Genomic DNA, 19,611 nt, shown 5'->3' with positions numbered 1-19,611 from the left:
GTCTATTGATCTTTACTGAAAAGCATTTTCTGCTTAAGCGCCGCCAATTCATCATCGACACTGCTTTGATTGCTGTCATATTTAGCCGTCAGCTCGTCAATATCGTCTTTCGGAGACGCGTTCAGCTCAGCCATCGCATTGGCATGATCAAGCGCTTGGTTGACCTTGTCTTCCATTCTGCCGAAAGCTGTCATCGATTGGCCCGCATTTGACACAGAGGACCCCAATTTGTTCATTCTCTCCTGCGTTTTTGCCACAGACCACTTCGCTTTGATGGCATTTCTTCGCGACTCAAGCTCTCCGATATCAGCGACAAGCTTGTCATGCATTTTGCGCATTTGAGAGGCGTTGGAAGAAGCGAGCTGATAAGCCGTCTGCAGCTCAGTCAGTCTTGATTCAACAGCCGCTTTCCTTTCCAAAAATGTCCGCGCATCGGCTTCATTGCCGGCCTGCAACGCTTTCATCGCATAACTTTCCATCTTTTCGGCATCAGCCTGGCATTCTGTTAACGCTCTTTTCGCCCGCTGTTCCTCAGCCATGACAGAAGCCGTCTCCGCTTTCACTTTTCCTAAATCACTGTTCAGATTCCGCAAATATTGATCAACCATTTTTTCAGGGTTTTCAGCTTTATCCAGCAGCGCATTGATATTGCTTGACATGATGTCTTTAAATCTTCCTAAAATACTCATTTTTCATTTTCCTCCCAAAATTAAATAGTAACAAGTTCATAGTTATCTATACTGTTTTTTTCGAAAAAAGTTTCATTTTCTCATGAATTTATGTATTTTTATATGAAAATAGTCTCATCCAGCCCATTTGTGCCGGCGGAAATTCTTTATGACCAGATACAGTGAGAACAAAAAATAAACAAACAGCCCGATCATCAACCCGCTCATTAACGGATAATGTTTCGCAGCATACACAAAGAAATCAAGCTGCGAAATCTGTTCAGGACTTGTAATCGTATCCGTCCCATTCAAAAGCTTTGAAAATTTCGCCGTATCATTCCAATCAAACGAATCAGAAACAAGCTCACTCCCCTGATACCAATTCACAGCGGCGAGACAGAGAAAACAAAAAACAGAAAACGCGCATTGCACAATAAGAAAAACATGTTTCATGAAAAACATTCCTCCGCGGTTCAATATCATAGGCCGTCACACTGTACATGACGGCAGCAGCAGAAACTTGGTTTTACTCAGAACTGATAAAAACGTGATTGTATGTACTTCACATCGGTTCAATTTACTGGATGCCTTTCTAAAGTATACCGTATATCGAAAAGGGTTTCAGACCTAAATAAAGAGGATGCTTCCCGAAGTCCGATGACTTTCAAGAAGCATCCTCGATATTTTACAGAGTCACTCCAACCTCTTTTAAGCTCGGCAAAGCATCAATCGCACCGATTTTAGTGCACACGAGCGCCCCCACCTTATTGGCAAATGAGACAATATCACGCAGCTTCGCAAAATCTTCGGCTGCCGTCTGAATCTCATCCGTGCGCGCCAGCTGATACAGCGCTGCGCCGACAAACGCATCTCCCGCTCCCGTTGAGTCTATTGATGTCACCGGAATGCTCGGAATGATGTCAATATCCTTCCCATTTGAAAGAAGGGTACCGCTTTTCCCGAGTGTCACCGCAACAATGCCGGCCCCGAGCTCATGAAGAACCGCAACACCTTCTTTATGATCCTTCGCACCGCTGATGATCTCAAGCTCTTCGTCACTGACTTTCACAAAATCACTTACGGCAACGGCTTTTTTTGCGGTGTTTATAAACTCTGAAACTCTTCCTTTCCATAAATCCTCACGGTAGTTAGGATCGAAGGAAATAAACTGTCCATTGTCTTTCGCAATCGACATCAGCCGTAAATAGGCTGAGCAAAACGGATCAGATAACAATGCCGTCGCTGACCCGAAATGAAGGATTTTGGCATCGTTTACCTTTTCCAGATCAATATCATCCAGCGTGAACAAAGCGTCCGCTCCTCTGTTAAACACAAAGTCGCGCTCCCCATTTTGTTTTAATGAAACAAACGCAAGCGTTGTAGGCGCTTTCTCATCCATGACGAGCATAGAGGTATCGACATGTGCGGCGTCCAATGTCTGCTTCAGAAAATACCCGAACGGATCTTTGCCTGTTTTTCCGCTGAAAGCCGCGTCTCCGCCCAGCTTAGCAATGGCTGCCGACACATTCGCCGGTGCGCCGCCGGCACTTTTTAAGAAATTACGCCCTTCCGTCAAATCAACATCCACATCGGTACAAAAGAAATCAATTAACAATTCTCCAATACAAATAACAGATTGGCTTCCCACATTATCACACTCATTTATCAATTCTCGATTATAGTTTCAGTATAGTGCTTTCTGTCATAAATACAACCGTTTACATAGAATATTTTAAATTTTACGTATACTTATCTGGCAGCCCTTTGTTCCAGATCAGACATCATCTGCTGATATTTTTTTTCAGTTAAAGGATAAAAAGAAATAAGAATAATAGACAGCAGAATGAACAATCCCGGGATGAGCGCATTCATATTTTTAATCGCATTCAATGACGAGGCCGTCTGATCGGTATTCGCGGCATATCCGGCGATTCCGAGATAAACGGCCGAAAATGACCCGGCTAACGCAACTCCGAGCTTATTGATGAAACTCATGCTCGAAATCACCACGCCATCAGCCCGGACTCCGGTTTTCCATTCCGCATAATCGACACAATCGGCAACCATTCCCCAAGCAAGCGTATTTAAAGGCGTCGTAAAAAATCCCGAAACGAAAAGCCAAAAGAAAATAAGCGGCAGCGAAGAATACGATGTAAACTGAAGGCCCGCATAAGAAATCAGCGATAGCGCCGCCGTGATGATCATAACCTGCTTCCGGCCCCGCTTCTCAGAAAAGAAAGGAATAAACAGATTGCTGATCAGCGCTGCGCCGAAAAACAACACGGTTCCTAAAAATACAAATTCCTTATGGCTGACGTTATACGTAAAATAGTACACCATCGTGCTGAGCTTAATGTTAAACCCAATCGCAAACGCCAAAAATGCAGAAACCAAAATGAGCAAAGGCTTGTTTCGGAACAAAACGGACAACGTTTTTTTCATTCCTTGTTTTTTTCTTTTTTCAGGCTGAATCCGTTCCCGCACAGTAAAGAAACTGAACAGATTCAACGCGATGCTCACCGCCGCATAGATAAGCGCCGTCATCTGAAATCCGAACGCCTGATCTTTCCCGCCGATGGCGTCCGCAAGCGGTGTCGCACAGGAAATCGATAACAGAATTCCGATATAAACCAAAATCATCCGGGTCGTCGTCAGAACCGTCCGTTCCTCTACGGAATTCGTCATCCGACCCGTTAAGCTGTTGACCGGAATCGTCTGCATGCTGAAGGACATCCCAAGCAGAATATAAGTGATGTACGCATAAACCATGTTCCCCGTCTCGCCGAAATGAGGGGTCGTAAAGCATAAAAACGTAAATAGCGCAAAAGGAAACGCCACCCACAAAAGATACGGCCTTGCCTTTCCCCACTTTGTATTCGTCTTGTCTAGAATCACGCCCATAATCGGGTCAAAAATAGCGTCCAGCACCCTTACGATAAGAAACAAAGCTGCGATGACCGCAGGCTTAATGCCGCCGACGTCTGTATAGTAGAATAATAAGTATGCGTTTACAAACTGAAAGATAATATTGTACGACATATCGCCGAATCCGTAGCCGATCCGTTCCATCCAGGACAGGCCGCGATGTTTCGTCTTTACTGCCGCTGCTTTTTCTGTTTCAATCATCATTTCCCACCCCAAGAATCCGTTTTCATTTTTGATAAGCAAGAGGGAGAATGCAAAGATCCTCCCCGTTCACTCAGCGATTTGGATACACCATCACTTTTAAGCATTCATTTTTGTATTGAAAGGCCCGTTCCATCGCCTCTTGCGTCTGCTCCAGCGGATATTGGTCCGTTACAAGATGCTTCGTGTCCACAATGCCGGAAGCGAGAAATTCAATTCCCTTCGGATACGTATTCGCATAACGGAAGATTCCGTATATATCAATCTCGTTATCTGCAATAAACGGCACATTGAGCGGGATCTCGTTCTGAGAAGGCAAACCGACAATCGCCAGTTTTCCGCCCCGGCGCACGGAAGCCAGTGCGGATTGCAATGCCGCCGGATTCCCCGCTGTTTCCCAGGCAGCATCAACGCCTCTGCCATTCGTGATCGTTTTGATTTCTTCACCGGCATCCTGTTCCCGGACATTGATGACATGCGTCGCGCCCATTTTTTTCGCGGCATCTAACCGCAGCTGCTCCAAGTCGGTCACAATGATTGTGCCTGCCCCGTATGCTTTCGCTGCCGCAACGGCCATCAGCCCCACAGGGCCCATTCCCATGATCGCAACCGTTGAACCGGGCTGAAGCTTCGTTCTCGAGGCCGCATGAATGCCGACAGAAAACGGTTCAATCAAAGCCGCATCTTCATAGGATAGTGAATCCGGAATCGAGAAAACAAAGTCCTGGCGCATTTTGATATATTGGACAAACGCGCCGTCAACCGGCGGTGTCGCCAAAAACTGTACATCCGGGCAAAGGTTATAACGCCCCTCCTTGCACGCCTCACAGCGTCCGCATGTGACACCGGGTTCGACGGCGACACGGTCTCCCACCTTGAATTGATCGACAGACGATCCGACGGCGGCAATTTCTCCCGCGCATTCATGACCGAGGATAAATGGTTTTTCCACTACATAATTGCCTATTCTGCCATTTGTATAGTAATGCAGATCAGATCCGCAAATTCCGACAGCCATCACCTTAATTAACACTTCATCATGATTGATGTCAGGCACGGGCAATGTTTCGATTTTGATTTCTCTCGTGTTGTGCATAACCGCCGCTTTCATGTTTTGAGGCACTGTGTGAGTCATTTGGCAAAATCCTTTCTCTGCTTTGAAATGTAAGTGCATACATTTTTATTTTCTCTATTACTGCCCCTATTTTATCTGCTTTTCCATACGTACAACAGCCTTTCCTGCTGTATAAAAGGACAGCCGCACTGTACTTTTTATTTTTTCATATACAAAAAACACTGAATTGATAAAATAGTACTAATAGGAGGTGCAGGCTAATGGCTGAACTTGAAAACCGGGCACAATTTGCAGAACTGCTGGCACCTGCCGTCAAATCGCTGAAACATCATCCTGATTTCAAAATTAAAAGGACAAAGAACGTAAAATCCGGACAGTCTTATATAGATCAAATCGCACTCCGAATAGGCGTTTCCTCTAACACGATCAAAAGCTGGATCGGACAGATGGGCGCAAACTACATTCCCGGACGAATTGACGACGGAAAGTTGTTCGGCATGGTCTGGATCATTATAGAAAAGACTGATATGGATCCTGAATGGCTGACCGGCCTTCTGGAAACCACCACCATTCCCGTCATCAAACCCGCATTGCCCGTTTGGACGGCGTCTTGTCTAAAAAAAGCAAAAATACTCCGGAAAGACGGATCATTCGGAGCGCCGAGTGATGACGATGTTGAAAAAGCAGTAAAGCGGCTGTTTCATGACAGACCAAGCCACGAAACGAATGCGCTTACAAGAAACTCCGTCACGCATAACTTACCGTCACGCCGGACGGGAAACTTTATCGGCCGCGGCTTTGATATAGAGGCGATTCGACAATGGATGCTGTCTCCGTCACCGGTCTGTTTAATCACAGGCTGGGCCGGCATGGGGAAAACAACGATCGCTCTTGAAGCAGCCTACCTTTGTGCCCGCAGTTCTACAGACTGGCCGGCATTCAACAGCATCATCTGGATCAGCGCTGACTGGAAAGGATTGAGCTTCAGCGATTTTTTAAACACGATCGCCTATCAGCTCGGACGCACCGAACAAATCGATAAATCAATCAACGAAAAACGGTTCGTCGTCCGCAATGCATTAGCCGCTCATTCAAATGAAAAACCGGTATTGCTGATCGTTGACAGCATCGATACAGCGGAACGTGACATTCACGAATTTATTATCGGCCTTCCGCAAGGCGTAAAAGTCCTCCTTACGGCACGGGAAAACGTAAAACAGACATACCGGGACGGCCTCGGGGAACTGGCGGCCATCCAGCTGAGCGGCCTTGAACAAACGGATGCCCTTGATTTTTATCATCAAGAAGTGCACCGCTGTCTGCAAACATGCAACCTCCCGCATAAACGGGAAAAGCTGGAGCAGCTGCTGCAGCTATCGCCTGACCTTAAGAATGAATTCATCTCGGCAGCCGCCGGCAACCCGAAGGCCATGGCACTGAGCATTGCATACATGTCAGACGACGACATCCCCGCTCCGCAGCTCATTCAAGAACTTAAACAAGCAGGCTACTCATTATTGGAATTGTTTGAGGTTCTCTTTGGCCGCACATGGGACAGATGTCATGAAGACACACGAAAACTATGGCAGACGCTTTGCTTTTTCGCTAAGCCCCCTGATGAGAAAAGCTTGGCTCAAGCGGCCGGATTAGACGTCCGGCGGTTTCATTACGCGATTGAGCAAATGCGGTCATATGCTTTAATACAGCCGGAACGAAGCGCAGGAAGTATTCAATATGCAGCCCATCAAACCGTTGTCGCTTACGGAGAACAGCACTTATCCGAAAATCACGAATTAGCAAAAGAAGCCCGCAGCCGCTGGGCGCATTATTATATTGATTATGCGGAAACCCATATAAAGCGGGAACAGCCCAATTCTGTCTATTGGAGCTACTTGCTGGGACGGAATTTAGAGCAAATGAAAAAGGAATGGCCGAACATCCTAAAGGTCATCGAATGGTCGGGCGAAACCGGACAACATGACATCCTGATTAAACTCATCATCCGCATCAGCCATTTTCTAAGCAGAATCAACCTGCCCCTGCGAATCGAATACGGATTAAAAGCCGCCGATGCCGCCCGTCAATCAGGCGAACACACGCGGGAAGCTTACTTTCGGATCGACACGGCAGGCTGGGCGCTGATGGAAGTCAACGATTCAGACGGAGCTCTCAGGCAAATAGAAGCCGGCCTGAAGATACTCGAACAATCAGGCGCGCCGGATCACGACGACTTGAAAGTATGGGGAACCGCCCTGCAATCGAGGCTGCTGTTAAAAATCGGAGAATCGGACAAAGCGGCAGCAATGCTGGACGGCATCAAAGATCAGCCCGTCTCGCCCATTATCCGGCACAGGGTTCTTCTGGTCCGCGGCGACCTGAGTTTCGCCCGCTCTCACTACGAAGAAGCCATCACATTATACGAAGCGGCAAACACAACCAGCGCCGCATACGGCGGCGAAAAAACGATAGAAGCCTATTTCAACCTAGGCATGGCTTACGTAAAGTGTGATCAGCTCGAAAAAGCGGAAAAAGCCTTTGAACAAATGCTCTATGACAAACACAACGCCAATCAAGTTGAGTTGATCTATTACTATTACGGAATGGCACAGCTCTTGTATCGTAAAGGAGAAAATAAGAAAGCGATGGAATCGAATCAGAAAGCAATCCGTTTGATTGATTCGTGGGAGCCTGGGATTGGGATTCGGAGTGAGGTGGAGCAAATGGATATTCTCATTTAAAAGACAACTACATTGCGGCTAGCGGTACGAGCTTTGAAAAACACTCATGACCTTGTTGTTTTTAAAGATAAAAAGGTATCTTTATCAGTACAGTAAATTGATTAAGATACCTTTATTGAAAAATTAATATTTCACAGAAAACAAATTTCTAAAGTTAAACTTTTTAACAACAAGAGGTTAATACTTATACAGCCGTATTAGTGCTGTACTGTAATATAATGTTTTAGTTCACCTGACCAATATCTTCCTCCCCATTCCTGTCCAACTTGCACATCATACTTACCTGCAGGAAGATTTTTCGTTGAAAAACTCACACGAAAATTACGTGAACCAATACGATGCAAAATATCTTTTCTGGCAATTACTTTACCTTTTTTATTTAATATAATTACTGAAAAACCATTATCTAAATCCCTAGCCAAAGTACCAGTAACCACAATGGAAGTAGCGCTTTTCGTATATGTATTAGCATCTGTTTTAAATTTAATTGTACCTTTCGAATCCATAGCTAATGCTTCTGACCCACCTGCGAAAATGGCAACTCCCAAAAGTGCTGCTGTAAACAGGGTCATTACTAACTTTTTCATCTTTAGAATTCCTCTTTTCTTTTTAATATTTTAAATCCACAGTTATAATAACATATTCTCCTAAAAAAACAGAGGTTTTTCCATATATTTCTCCTGAAAAACGAATACGTTTGATAGAAATTTATTAATATTAATGCAAATTTAAGATTCTTTTGAAAAAAATCTTGTTTGTTTCATAGCTTTGAAATGTATGGTGCTCTACTCTAACTTTTCTATTCACTTGCTACAAGGTCTAATATTTTATCAGCAAAAGCATTTGCAATAATTTCTCCCTTTTCTTCCGTATAATAAGGGACTTCCATTTGCATTGAACTCCTTAGGGCTACCCTTGCCGCTGTAATATCAGGATTATCTCCAATCATAATATTACTCGCATGAAGTCTCGAATTATTTCATTACTATTAAATTTATTTTTATAAAATAGCTTATATCCTGAAAAAACAAGACTATTATAATACTCTTGAACTGCATTTAAAATTGACTTAGTTTTATTATTTAATAAGATCTGTGCGATGAAAACTCTTTTTGTCCGAGATAACCTTAAGTATTTACAAAATGATCTAATGTTCCCTGTGTCAGTACAATTACCACACAAAAAACTAAGGGTAAGCGATTTTTGGCAGAGTACTCAACTCTCCCCTTTACAAATTTAAATTACGCACAAACCCCTTAATTATTTCTAATCAACATTCTATGGCTGGTGAGTTCAAATATTTCTTAATTCAAACTCTAGTTCTTCTTCCCTTTTTCAAGATCCAAACAAGTAATGCAATAAAAACGATGTTAATTATAAACGCAGAAATAACATAAGTTTCATCTGAAACGCCAATATACTTCCCTTTCGATTCTAAGAGATTCCTTACTTGCTTACCCCATAAAGAACCATTCAGCGAGCCATCGTCCGCTCCAAATGTAATTTGTGCTGTTTCCTTATTGCTGCTTGTAATATTAACACCATAAAATACTGTATACCTATTGTTATAAAAGATAGGCATATAAGAATAGTCAGAAACTAAAGGCTTTACCTTTTTGGCAGGTAATGATACGTACAAAATCGCAGAATAATTACCTATCCCTGTTTCAAATTGCTCAGCTTTAATAAACTTCGTGTTTGAAGGTAGATCAATATTATAAAAATGCTCAAAAATTTGAATATCTTCTTCCGAAAAATCTGTTAATTGGTAGTAATGAGGATCAATAATACATTTATGAAAATACCATCCATTAAACAATAAAAAAAAGGCACTTATTAAAATTACTAATACTGCCTTATATATAATCTTTAACTGTATCACAATGATATGCGCCCCCTCAATATGCATTATAACGCTTTTCCCAAAAGTAAATCAAAACAGCGATTTACTTTTGGGAAGAATTAATTATTCAAATTTTATTTTTTGTTTAAGGCAATCTGCAAAAGCTTGTGCAATTACTTGACCATCCTCTTGGGTATAATTCTTAACATTAAAATGATGTTTAAATTCCAAACATACAGGATTGTTGGTGTTTAAATAGTACTCTGCATCCTTAATAACTGCTTCAAATGAATTATTAAATCTGTTTTTAAAAAATTGAGAGTATCTTCTACTATAGCCGGTATTATAGTATTCTTCAAATACCTTGTAAACTGGTTGTGAGGTAATCCCTGTACTTGTATTCATAGCAAGGTTAACAGCGTCTACATCTCCTAGTAAATCTTGAATTCCAAATGTACCAATTTGACCTCCTATTAAATCTATTGCAGCATCATAAGTTGTTTTATAATTAGCATTATAACGGACAGTGTCTCCCCCTACTGTAATTAAATCACCTGCCCATCCTGCAAGATCTTGTATCATTCCTACAGAACTATGAATTATTGCATTAAAAGTGGCCATCATATGTGCGACATCTAGTGTCAGTTTAGAAAATGGATCTATCAGGATTCTCTTTTCTTGCCCCTTCAATACGTTATCAGCTATTTTAACAAAATCTGAGTCAATAAAATCCGCTGTTAAAATCCACAATAAACCATCATATTCATCTTTTCTTAGATACTGGGCAACTAATTCATTTGCCTGTTGAGTAATATTGCCGACCGGATTAGGTTTATTTACTTCCTTTTCAGTAACATAATCTACTGCTGTATTATATAAAACTTTTAATTGATCGAAGAACTTATTATTTGTAGTCGAGACAAAATTGTTACTATTTTCTTTATTATAAACTATAGAATTAACGCCTTTATCCTTGCCCGATGAGATATTATTATCAATCTCTATTTTCCCAGGCCCATCACCTATACTCCTTGTCTTTATTTGGTCAAATGCCCAATCAGTGGGAAGTGAATAGCCGCGGTTACCGCTAAATCCTGAAGACATATCACATACAAAACTACTGACCGAGTAACCGGCTGCGGCCACGCGACTACAAACATTTCTCGCGCCATAAATACCAATTTGATAACCACTATTGAGTTGGGCAAATGTCCTTTTAATTGCTTTAAAATAAGGGAGTATGCGACTGGTAACCTCACCGTCAACAGCGTCATAATCTACTGTAAAATAAATAATAGTATTTTCTTTAAAACCAAATCCCTTAGCCGCACCAACAGCTGCTCTGGCATCGAATACCCCTTGAGTTTCTGTAAAATAAGAAGCTTGAATTGAATTTCTCTCGTAAATTGGAAATACGCTAAGCCCTGCAGCAAATATAGTCTCTAATTCAGGCAACGTCATCTGATACGATCCAGTAAGGTATCTCCCAACCGTTGTATACCCGTTGGCTTTCAAAGTTGCTGCTCTGGCAGCATTAATTGGTGTGGCACAATCACAAGCTGTTCCTTTCCTATCTTCGTCACCTTTGCTTACTAAAAGAGATGCCCAGGTCTGCATTCCAGCTACTCCATCGGCAGGTAATGCTGAAAATTTTTGAAAGTTAATAAGTGCTGTTCTCATATTTTCATCGAAGATACCATCAAATCTTCCTGGATTACGATTATTACAGTACAAAGCATATTGTAAGAGCTTTACAAAATTAGCTTTTGTGCTCCCCATTGAAATTGTTGGGCATTTTGATTTTGTAGCAGGTCCAAATGTTCCAGTTGGTTCTGCTATTCCTTCTTCGACCTGGAGTGCATAAATTAAAGCCTCATTAGTTTGTCGGGAGTATCTACCATCACATGGATTAAGGCCAGTAACCTTATAATATTTCCGATTCAACTCTTGTTGAATATTACGAATTTTGGCATCTCCTACGTTTACAAAAGCGTCCATATTTAATAACGCTTTAAAGATTATGGGAGTTGCAATTCCATCTTGATTAGACAACCCTGCATCAGTTTGAAATTTTTTTATAGCAGCCTTTGTACCATCACCATAGGTTCCTGTAAAACCAGTTGGATTATATCCCTTGCAATACAATGCACCTTGAAGAATCATAATTTGATTTCTTGTTTTTTCATTCGAAGAATTAGATTTAGTTGATAATGTAGGACATTTTGCCATAGTAGCTGGTCCAAATGTTCCAGTAGTTGACGTAATTCCTTCTTCAATTTGTAATCCTGTAATCAAAGCTTCAATCACAGGCCACCCTGTTTTTCCATTTTCATCAATTTTCACATAACCTGGCTTGTTCAAGTAAACAAGATTAACCCATTGTTGAACTTTTCGTACCATTTCATCCATAGTTTCCACTCCTTATTTTTTGTTAGTAAAGTACTTTCATTTAAAGGTGGCAAACGTATGACAAAATAAGAGTATCTACTTTTACTTCAAAAGATGTAAAGAATAAAAATCAGCAAATCGCCTATGAGTAAATCCTTTTAAAAGATTTGTAACAAAGTCATATGCCTTGATGCTAACTTGAATAAATGAGAATAATTTATTCGTAATTTGAGATGAATGATAGAAATAAAAAAAAGCCCCTCACAAATTCATTGAACTTGTGAGAGACTTCGATATGGCGTTACATCTGGCAAACCCTTATGTCTAAACAGGGATCTTAATTTCTTACATCATTCCGCCCATACCGCCCATGCCGCCCATGTCAGGCATTCCTGCGCCGCCGGCGTTTTCTTCCGGTTTGTCAGCGACAACGGCTTCAGTTGTTAAGAGCATTGCTGCTACAGAAGCTGCGTTTTGCAGAGCAGAACGTGTCACTTTTGTCGGGTCAACGATACCTTTTTCGATCATGTTTACCCATTCGCCAGTTGCAGCGTTGAAGCCTACGCCGATTTTTTCGTTTTTCAGGCGCTCAACGATGACAGATCCTTCAAGACCAGCATTGTGCGCGATTTGACGGATCGGCTCTTCAAGCGCGCGAAGCACGATGTTGATACCTGTTTGCGCATCGCCTTCAGCTTCCACTGCAGCGACTTTGTTGTATACGTTGACTAGCGCTGTACCACCGCCGGATACGATGCCTTCTTCAACAGCTGCGCGAGTTGAGTTGAGTGCGTCTTCGATGCGAAGTTTACGCTCTTTCAGCTCAGTTTCAGTCGCAGCGCCGACTTTGATGACAGCTACGCCGCCGGCAAGTTTCGCAAGACGCTCTTGTAATTTTTCTCTGTCGAATTCAGAAGTTGTTTCTTCCACTTGAGCGCGGATTTGGTTGACGCGTGCAGCGATTTTTTCAGTGTCGCCGGCGCCTTCTACGATTGTTGTGTTTTCTTTCGTTACCACAACTTTAGAAGCGCGTCCCAATTGTCCGATTTCAGTAGATTTCAGGTCAAGGCCTAAGTCTTCTGTGATTACTTCTCCGCCTGTAAGAACAGAGATGTCTTCAAGCATTGCTTTACGGCGGTCACCGAAGCCAGGAGCTTTAACGGCAACAGCGTTGAATGTGCCGCGAAGTTTGTTGACAACGAGTGTAGCAAGCGCTTCACCTTCAACATCTTCAGCGATCAGAAGCAATGGTTTGCCTTGCTGTACAACTTGCTCAAGCACAGGAAGGATTTCTTGGATGTTTGTGATTTTTTTGTCTGTGATTAAGATGTAAGGATTGTCAAGAACCGCTTCCATCTTATCAGAGTCAGTCACCATGTAAGGAGACGCATATCCGCGGTCGAATTGCATACCCTCCACAACTTCAAGCTCAGTTGTGAATCCTTTAGACTCTTCGATTGTGATGACGCCGTCGTTTCCTACGCGCTCCATTGCTTCAGCGATAAGGCTTCCGACTTCCTCATCAGCAGCAGAGATCGCAGCAACCTGAGCGATAGACTCTTTGCCTTCGATCGGCTTAGAAATTTCTTTTAAGTTTTCGATTGCTACAGTCACGGCTTGTTCCATACCTTTACGCACGCCGACAGGGTTAGCCCCCGCAGTTACGTTTTTAAGGCCTTCGCGGATCATAGCCTGCGCAAGTACAGTCGCAGTCGTCGTACCGTCACCGGCAACGTCGTTTGTTTTGCTGGCTACTTCAGCTACAAGCTTCGCACCCATGTTTTCAAACGCATCTTCAAGTTCAATTTCTTTTGCGATTGTCACACCGTCATTTGTAATTAACGGAGAACCGAATTTTTTCTCCAGAACCACGTTGCGTCCTTTTGGCCCTAAAGTTACTTTTACAGCGTCAGCAAGCGCATCGACACCGCGAAGCATAGCGCGGCGTGCTTCTTCACTAAACTTAATATCTTTTGCCATGTTAACGAAACCTCCTCGAATTTTTAAAAATATTTATTTGCTTAGCCGATAACAGCTAAAATGTCGCTTTCACGTAAGATTAAGTATTCAGTACCTTCGTATTTCACTTCAGTACCGGCGTATTTTGAGAAGATAATGCGGTCGCCCTCTTTTATTTCTAAAGCAACGCGCTCTCCGCTTTCCAACACGCGACCTGAACCGGCTGCCACGATTTTGCCTTCTTGCGGCTTTTCTTTTGCAGAATCCGGTAATACGATTCCGCTGGCAGTTTTTTCTTCAGATTCTACGAGTTCAATGACAACGCGATCACCTAATGGCTTTAACAATGTAATAACCTCCTCAATAGTATGAATATGTAATTTTAGCACTCAGCTCTAAAGAGTGCTAACACAGTTATTATAATAAAGAATCTCACTTCCAATTTCAAGTCATAAGAATAAAAAATTTTCACGCTTACATGATTCTCTCTCACACTGATTTTCTCCTTTTTTCACGTCAAGTTCACTTGTGTTACAATAAGAACAAATAACTTGATTTTATAGGATAAAGGAGTACATATCATTTGAGAAAACAGTATTGGTATATCATTTTGACATATGTTATCATGCAGCTTTCCGCATTGATCGGCATTCCTTTAATGTACAAATTCGGCTATGCGGGCGGGCACCCTACGAATGCGAATCTCACCATGGCTCAGGGGATTTATTCCGTCGTAAGCTTTTTTATCTGCCTGATTATCGTTCTCTTGATTTTGAGAACCGCGCCGAAGCAGACATTAAGAAACGGGAAGAAAGCATCCGCCGGCATGTCCGTTCTCTGGGCGGTCGCGGGAATATGGCTCGCTTTATTTTCTCAGGGAATCGCCGGGATGATTGAGCAGTATGTCTTTCATGTGGGCAGCGGTTCCGAAAACACGAAAGCCATTCTTAACATTATTAAAGCCATGCCGCTCATGATTATCGTTTCTTCTATCGTCGGGCCGATTCTTGAAGAAATCATTTTCCGGAAGATCATTTTCGGTGTATTATATGAAAAAACGAATTTCTTTATCGCCGGACTGATCAGTTCCGTCATTTTCGGCATTGTGCATCAAGACCTCACGCACCTGCTGCTGTATACGGCCATGGGCTTTACCTTTGCGTTCTTGTATGTGCAGACGAAACGGATTATTGTGCCGATATTCGCCCATGTCATGATGAATACCATTGTCGTGGTCATGCAGCTCGGCCCCGCCCAAAAATATATTGAACAGCATAGTGAGCAAATGCAATTAATTATTGGAGGATTGTTTGTATGAGGAACCCAATGACTTGGGGCTTGATTTATTTCGCAGTCGGCTGTATCTTTACGTATTTGGCCGCAAGCTCTCCGGGAAGCATGTGGTCTTTTTATTCCATACTGCTGATGGTTTTCGCCGCTTATAATATCAGCATCTCGTTTAAAATGTTCGCCTTCTCATTTAAAGTGAAAAAAAATCAAAAATAAAAGAAAAGCCATTTCTCATCATTGAGAAATGGCTTTTTTTATGCTGATACGTCCTGATCGGATTCACTGCTGGTCTGCCTTTTCCGATACGCCGCTTTTGAAATCAGGATACTGACCTCGTATAAAATGCAAAGCGGAATGGTAATCATCAAGTGAGACAGCAGCTCAGGCGGCGCAATCATCGCGGCGATCACAAGCAGCACAAAATACGCGTACTTCCTGATCTTCGATAAAAACATCGGCGTGATAACACCGAGTCTCGTTAAAAACATGATCAGCACCGGCATCTGAAACAGCAGTCCGAACGGAATCGTCAGCTGCAGCAGAAAATGAAAGTACTCGGTGATCCCGATCACCTGGTTGACATCGAGGTCATTCGAGACCCGCTTCATAAAATCAACGACCAGCGGAAATAAAATATAATAAGAAAACGACACACCGCCGACAAACAGCACGATCGAAATCGGAATATAGCTGAGTGTTACTTTGCGCTCCTTCTCATACAGACCCGGGCTGACAAACGCCCAAATCTGATAGAGAATAATCGGCGAAGTCAAAATGATGCCGATGATAAACGCGAACTGCAAAAAGATAAACAGCGGATCCGTCAGGTTAAAAGCATTAAGGGTGAGCTCTTTTACTTCATCGGCTTTTTGAAGATACACAATGATAGGTTTTGCCAGAAAAAAGCCGGCAATAAAGAAAACCGTAAAGGATAACGCCACAATCAGCAATCGTTTCCGAAGTTCGGCAATATGCTCCACAAGCGTCATTTGATTCACTCTCATACGCGTCATCCTATCTTACTGTTCTTCTTTCTTTTTTTCCTCTTCTTCACCGGCTAATCCCTTAGTAGCGTTCTTAAATTCACGAAGCGTGTCCCCCGCCGCTTTTCCTAATTCGGGAAGCTTCTTCGGACCGAAAATAATCACCGCCACCACACCGATAACCGCCAGGCTTCCAGGACCGATCATGTGCAGCTCCTCCTTTCGCTATTCAATTTCTTCCAAAACAGAATAATGCTTCAAGAAATAAACCAATGATTGAAGCTCTACAGCTAAATCTATATGATGAATTCGAATGTGATCCGGCACATTCAAACGGGCCGGCGTAAAGTTAAGGATTCCCTTGATTCCGAGCGACACGAGCCGGTCGGTGATTGACTGGGCGGCAACCGCAGGAACGGTAAGAATCGCCACGGGTTCATCCTTAATGTGAAGCTCTAAATCATTAAGATCAAAGACAGGCACACCGCCTACCTCAGTTCCTATTTTACTCTGATTCACATCAAAAGCCATAGATATTTTTGTGTTATTATTTTTTGTGAAATTATAGTGAAGAAACGCCGTCCCTAAATTCCCGACACCGATCAAAATGACGTTCGTCGTTTCATCCTGATCCAGTGTTTTTCTGAAAAATGACAGCAGGTAATCCACATTATAGCCGTATCCTTTTTTGCCGAGCGCCCCGAAATAGGAAAAATCCCGGCGGATCGTGGCCGAATCGACTTTTACCGCGTCGCTCAGTTCAGCGGATGAAACGCGCTGTTTTCCTGACGCGTGTAAATTCTTTAAAAAGCGATAATAAAGCGGCAGCCGTTTTGCCGTCGCCTGTGGAATTTTTGATTGATCCTTGTTCATGATTGGTCCTCCACTTTATACTCAGATGCATCTCTTTTAAAATCACCGTTTTTGCCTCCTGTCTTTTCCATGAGGCAGGTCGGGCCGATGACCATTCCTTTATCCAGCGCCTTGCACATGTCATAAACGGTCAAAGCGCAGACTGAAGCGGAAGTTAGCGCTTCCATTTCCACACCTGTACTCCCTTTCGTTTTTACGCTTGCCTGTATATGAAGAACGGCTTCGGAATCCTTTTCCTCCCAGCCGAATGAAATGTCGACGCTGCTTAAAGAAAGCGGGTGGCACATCGGGATAATCGCTGACGTCTGCTTTGCGGCCATAATTCCTGCCACCTGTGCGACAGCCAGCACGTCTCCTTTTCCGATCTCGCGGTTTTTGATTCTGCTGTACACGTCATGCTTCATGTGTACGCTGGATATCGCAGCGGCAGTACGGACTGTTGAAGATTTATCGCTTATATCCACCATGCGGGCACGGCCTTCTTCATTAAAATGAGAAAATCCATTCATATTTAAACTCTCCTTACTTCTGATCATACACTATTTTCTCCCTGATGTCTTATCCTATAATGTTCCAATTCTGATGTATTGTTTGCTGACAGCAGGTTGATAAGCTACACTTAACTTATTATAACAGAGGTGAAATAATATGATGATCTTACAAATTAATCAGCTATCCAAATCTTTTGGCGCTGATCCTATTTTAAACAATATAAAGCTTGAAGTCAGATCTCGGGATCGCATCGCCATAGTAGGCAGAAACGGAGCCGGCAAATCAACTCTCCTTAAAATTATCGCAGGTCACCTTTCATATGAAAAGGGTGAATTAATCAAACCGAAAGAATTAACGATGGGATATCTTGCCCAGCACACAGGCTTGGAATCCCAGCTTACCATAAAAGAAGAACTGCTGAGTGTTTTTGATTTCCTGAAAGCAATGGAAAAAGAGATGCGCTCTATTGAAGAAAAGATGGCCACGGCCGCCCCCGCGGAGCTTGAGACGCTGATGAAAACCTATGACAGGCTTCAGCAGGATTTCAAGGATAAAGGCGGCTATCAATATGAAGCGGACGTCCGATCTATCCTTCACGGACTCGGCTTCGGAAAATTTGACGATTCCGTGAAAGTGCAAAGCCTGAGCGGCGGCCAGAAAACAAGGCTTGCGCTCGGAAAACTGCTGCTGACCCAGCCTGATCTGCTTATTCTGGATGAACCGACGAACCATCTCGACATCGATACGCTTACATGGCTTGAGCATTATTTACAGGGATATTCAGGCGCCATTCTGATCGTCTCCCACGACAGATACTTTCTTGATAAAGTCGTCAGTCAAGTGTATGAGGTCTCACGGACAGAAAGTAAAAAATATCTCGGCAACTACAGCGCCTATTTAGAACAAAAAGCTGAGCAGTATGAGAAAGACCTGAAGCTGTATGAAAAACAGCAGGACGAAATCGCCAAGCTTCAAGATTTTGTCGACCGCAATCTGGCCAGAGCTTCTACAACGAAAAGAGCTCAAAGCAGACGAAAACAGCTTGAACGGATGGACGTCATGGCAAAGCCGCTCGGGGATGAAAAATCAGCCGCCTTCCGTTTTGACATTACAAAACAGAGCGGAAACGACGTCCTGCGCGTACAGGATGTTTCCATCAGCTATGACGGCCAGCCGCCGCTCTTGAAAAACCTGACCTTCGGCATTACAAGAGGCGAAAGCGCCGCCCTCGTCGGACCGAACGGAATCGGCAAATCAACCTTGCTGAAAACCATTATGAACACGCTCAGCCCCGAATCCGGATCGATCACGTACGGTTCCAATGTCACAATCGGCTATTATGATCAGGAGCAGGCTGAACTGACCTCGTCCAAACGCGTGCTGGACGAGCTGTGGGATGAATATCCGGACATGCCGGAAAAAGAGATCAGAACATGCCTCGGCAACTTCCTGTTCAGCGGAGACGATGTCCTGAAACCGGTCCGCTCGTTAAGCGGCGGGGAGAAAGCAAGAGTCGCGCTTGCCAAGCTGATGCTTCAAAAAGCAAACTTTCTCATCCTTGATGAACCGACAAACCACCTTGACCTGGACAGTAAAGAGGTGCTGGAAAACGCCCTGATCGACTACCCGGGAACACTGTTATTTGTATCGCATGACCGCTACTTTATTAACAGGATCGCCACAAGAGTGCTGGAGCTGTCACCTGATCATGCAGAAGAATATTTGGGAGACTATGACTATTACACCGAGAAAAAAGCCCAGCAGCTGGAACTGGAAGAAATGAAGCGGCAGGAAAAGGAGCAGGCTCAGCCTGCCGGCAAGGTTAAACAGGATACGAAAAGAACTTACGAGGAAGAAAAAGAATGGAAGAAGAAAGAACGGCAGCGCCTGAGACGCATTGAAGAAATTGAAACAGCCGTCTCATCCGCCGAAGAGAAAATCAGCGCCAATGAGGAGCTACTGTGCGATCCTGACGTGTATCAGGATCATGAAAAGGTACAGACCATTCATGCGGAGAATGAAGCTCTGAATCAAGAGCTCGAAAACTTATTAGCAGAATGGGAGGAACTCTCCTCAGAAGAATAAAAAACGTCAAGCACCTGGGACTGCCCCCCGTTTTTGAGACAGGGGTCAAAACACCTTTTAAACAGCCAATTGCCGATAGTTTATCGGTGAT

General features: G+C 43.3%; 18 protein-coding genes. 4 read left to right on the top strand and 14 right to left on the bottom strand.

The window, feature by feature from the left end; all coding sequences use genetic code 11:
• Positions 1-2: 2 nt before the first annotated feature.
• The 5 genes from AC3WTF_RS16610 to gutB form a co-directional block, all read right to left on the bottom strand.
• Positions 3-689 carry a PspA/IM30 family protein gene (locus tag AC3WTF_RS16610; protein WP_138091797.1) on the bottom strand — a complete coding sequence of 229 codons (687 nt, stop codon included), beginning with the start codon at positions 687-689 and terminating at the stop codon, positions 3-5.
• Positions 690-803: 114 nt separating this feature from the next.
• On the bottom strand, positions 804-1,121 hold the full coding sequence (locus AC3WTF_RS16605) for a YjdJ family protein (RefSeq protein ID WP_041482420.1): 318 nt from the start codon (positions 1,119-1,121) through the stop codon (positions 804-806).
• Positions 1,122-1,353: 232 nt separating this feature from the next.
• Positions 1,354-2,316 carry a carbohydrate kinase family protein gene (locus tag AC3WTF_RS16600; RefSeq protein WP_020955430.1) on the bottom strand — a complete coding sequence of 321 codons (963 nt, stop codon included), beginning with the start codon at positions 2,314-2,316 and terminating at the stop codon, positions 1,354-1,356.
• Between the two features lie 101 nt (positions 2,317-2,417).
• A complete protein-coding gene (locus AC3WTF_RS16595) occupies positions 2,418-3,794 on the bottom strand; it encodes an MFS transporter (RefSeq protein ID WP_108725305.1) in 1,377 nt (458 codons plus the stop codon).
• Between the two features lie 73 nt (positions 3,795-3,867).
• Positions 3,868-4,929 (bottom strand): sorbitol dehydrogenase, encoded by a 1,062-nt coding sequence (gene gutB / locus AC3WTF_RS16590; RefSeq protein WP_136803737.1) that lies wholly within the window; start codon positions 4,927-4,929, stop codon positions 3,868-3,870.
• Between the two features lie 200 nt (positions 4,930-5,129).
• On the opposite strand from gutB, the gene AC3WTF_RS16585 reads away from it, so the two are divergent.
• Positions 5,130-7,607 carry an NB-ARC domain-containing protein gene (locus AC3WTF_RS16585; RefSeq protein ID WP_492314312.1) on the top strand — a complete coding sequence of 826 codons (2,478 nt, stop codon included), beginning with the start codon at positions 5,130-5,132 and terminating at the stop codon, positions 7,605-7,607.
• 197 nt (positions 7,608-7,804) lie between these two features.
• Here the strand turns inward: AC3WTF_RS16585 and AC3WTF_RS16580 are convergent, their stop codons facing one another.
• From AC3WTF_RS16580 to groES, 5 genes are all read right to left on the bottom strand, one after another.
• Entirely contained in the window at positions 7,805-8,194 is a 390-nt protein-coding gene (locus tag AC3WTF_RS16580; RefSeq protein ID WP_007408864.1) for a hypothetical protein, read from the bottom strand.
• Between the two features lie 722 nt (positions 8,195-8,916).
• Complete coding sequence (locus AC3WTF_RS16575; RefSeq protein WP_007408862.1) at positions 8,917-9,516, bottom strand: hypothetical protein; 600 nt, start codon at positions 9,514-9,516, stop codon at positions 8,917-8,919.
• Between the two features lie 57 nt (positions 9,517-9,573).
• Positions 9,574-11,859, bottom strand: a complete 2,286-nt coding sequence (locus tag AC3WTF_RS16570) for a glycoside hydrolase domain-containing protein (protein ID WP_492314311.1) — start codon at positions 11,857-11,859, stop codon at positions 9,574-9,576.
• 324 nt (positions 11,860-12,183) lie between these two features.
• Positions 12,184-13,818 carry a chaperonin GroEL gene (gene groL / locus AC3WTF_RS16565; RefSeq protein ID WP_003155941.1) on the bottom strand — a complete coding sequence of 545 codons (1,635 nt, stop codon included), beginning with the start codon at positions 13,816-13,818 and terminating at the stop codon, positions 12,184-12,186.
• A gap of 41 nt (positions 13,819-13,859) precedes the next feature.
• Positions 13,860-14,144, bottom strand: coding sequence for a co-chaperone GroES (groES, locus tag AC3WTF_RS16560; protein ID WP_492314310.1), 285 nt, complete (start codon positions 14,142-14,144; stop codon positions 13,860-13,862).
• Positions 14,145-14,380: 236 nt separating this feature from the next.
• Between groES and AC3WTF_RS16555 the strand changes: the two genes are divergently transcribed.
• Both AC3WTF_RS16555 and AC3WTF_RS16550 read left to right on the top strand, forming a co-directional pair.
• Positions 14,381-15,115 carry a CPBP family intramembrane glutamic endopeptidase gene (locus AC3WTF_RS16555; RefSeq protein WP_003155972.1) on the top strand — a complete coding sequence of 245 codons (735 nt, stop codon included), beginning with the start codon at positions 14,381-14,383 and terminating at the stop codon, positions 15,113-15,115.
• Positions 15,112-15,303: a YdiK family protein gene (locus AC3WTF_RS16550; protein WP_003155975.1), complete on the top strand. Its 192-nt coding sequence runs from the start codon at positions 15,112-15,114 to the stop codon at positions 15,301-15,303. Before AC3WTF_RS16555 ends, AC3WTF_RS16550 begins: the two co-directional genes overlap by 4 nt.
• Before the next feature lie 38 nt (positions 15,304-15,341).
• Here the strand turns inward: AC3WTF_RS16550 and tatC are convergent, their stop codons facing one another.
• The 4 genes from tatC to moaC are packed head-to-tail and all read right to left on the bottom strand — an operon-like array spanning position 15,342 to position 17,452.
• On the bottom strand, positions 15,342-16,100 hold the full coding sequence (tatC, locus tag AC3WTF_RS16545; RefSeq protein ID WP_095352346.1) for a twin-arginine translocase subunit TatC: 759 nt from the start codon (positions 16,098-16,100) through the stop codon (positions 15,342-15,344).
• A gap of 6 nt (positions 16,101-16,106) precedes the next feature.
• Positions 16,107-16,277: a twin-arginine translocase TatA/TatE family subunit gene (locus tag AC3WTF_RS16540; RefSeq protein WP_003155981.1), complete on the bottom strand. Its 171-nt coding sequence runs from the start codon at positions 16,275-16,277 to the stop codon at positions 16,107-16,109.
• Positions 16,278-16,295: 18 nt separating this feature from the next.
• Entirely contained in the window at positions 16,296-16,943 is a 648-nt protein-coding gene (locus AC3WTF_RS16535) for a redox-sensing transcriptional repressor Rex (RefSeq protein ID WP_003155984.1), read from the bottom strand.
• Positions 16,940-17,452: a cyclic pyranopterin monophosphate synthase MoaC gene (moaC, locus tag AC3WTF_RS16530; protein WP_003155986.1), complete on the bottom strand. Its 513-nt coding sequence runs from the start codon at positions 17,450-17,452 to the stop codon at positions 16,940-16,942. The genes AC3WTF_RS16535 and moaC overlap by 4 nt, the downstream gene beginning before the upstream one ends.
• A gap of 139 nt (positions 17,453-17,591) precedes the next feature.
• Here moaC and AC3WTF_RS16525 point away from each other — a divergent pair, with 139 nt between their 5' ends.
• A complete protein-coding gene (locus AC3WTF_RS16525) occupies positions 17,592-19,520 on the top strand; it encodes an ABC-F family ATP-binding cassette domain-containing protein (protein ID WP_020955420.1) in 1,929 nt (642 codons plus the stop codon).
• The last annotated feature ends 91 nt before the right edge of the window (positions 19,521-19,611 follow it).

The sequence above is a fragment of the Bacillus sp. EB106-06-01-XG163 genome (assembly GCF_058791615.1).
This window is presented reverse-complemented; position numbering and strand designations above follow the sequence as displayed.

Excerpts from the sequence above, each read along its gene's own strand:
- AC3WTF_RS16610 (WP_138091797.1), bottom strand. The coding sequence starts at position 689 with ATGAGTATTTTAGGAAGATTTAAAGACATCATGTCAAGCAATATCAAT.
- AC3WTF_RS16605 (WP_041482420.1), bottom strand. The coding sequence starts at position 1,121 with ATGAAACATGTTTTTCTTATTGTGCAATGCGCGTTTTCTGTTTTTTGT.
- AC3WTF_RS16595 (WP_108725305.1), bottom strand. The coding sequence starts at position 3,794 with ATGATTGAAACAGAAAAAGCAGCGGCAGTAAAGACGAAACATCGCGGC.
- gutB (WP_136803737.1), bottom strand. The coding sequence starts at position 4,929 with ATGACTCACACAGTGCCTCAAAACATGAAAGCGGCGGTTATGCACAAC.
- AC3WTF_RS16585 (WP_492314312.1), top strand. The coding sequence starts at position 5,130 with ATGGCTGAACTTGAAAACCGGGCACAATTTGCAGAACTGCTGGCACCT.
- AC3WTF_RS16580 (WP_007408864.1), bottom strand. The coding sequence starts at position 8,194 with ATGAAAAAGTTAGTAATGACCCTGTTTACAGCAGCACTTTTGGGAGTT.
- AC3WTF_RS16575 (WP_007408862.1), bottom strand. The coding sequence starts at position 9,516 with ATGCATATTGAGGGGGCGCATATCATTGTGATACAGTTAAAGATTATA.
- AC3WTF_RS16570 (WP_492314311.1), bottom strand. The coding sequence starts at position 11,859 with ATGGATGAAATGGTACGAAAAGTTCAACAATGGGTTAATCTTGTTTAC.
- groL (WP_003155941.1), bottom strand. The coding sequence starts at position 13,818 with ATGGCAAAAGATATTAAGTTTAGTGAAGAAGCACGCCGCGCTATGCTT.
- AC3WTF_RS16550 (WP_003155975.1), top strand. The coding sequence starts at position 15,112 with ATGAGGAACCCAATGACTTGGGGCTTGATTTATTTCGCAGTCGGCTGT.
- tatC (WP_095352346.1), bottom strand. The coding sequence starts at position 16,100 with ATGACGCGTATGAGAGTGAATCAAATGACGCTTGTGGAGCATATTGCC.
- AC3WTF_RS16540 (WP_003155981.1), bottom strand. The coding sequence starts at position 16,277 with ATGATCGGTCCTGGAAGCCTGGCGGTTATCGGTGTGGTGGCGGTGATT.
- AC3WTF_RS16535 (WP_003155984.1), bottom strand. The coding sequence starts at position 16,943 with ATGAACAAGGATCAATCAAAAATTCCACAGGCGACGGCAAAACGGCTG.
- moaC (WP_003155986.1), bottom strand. The coding sequence starts at position 17,452 with ATGAATGGATTTTCTCATTTTAATGAAGAAGGCCGTGCCCGCATGGTG.
- AC3WTF_RS16525 (WP_020955420.1), top strand. The coding sequence starts at position 17,592 with ATGATGATCTTACAAATTAATCAGCTATCCAAATCTTTTGGCGCTGAT.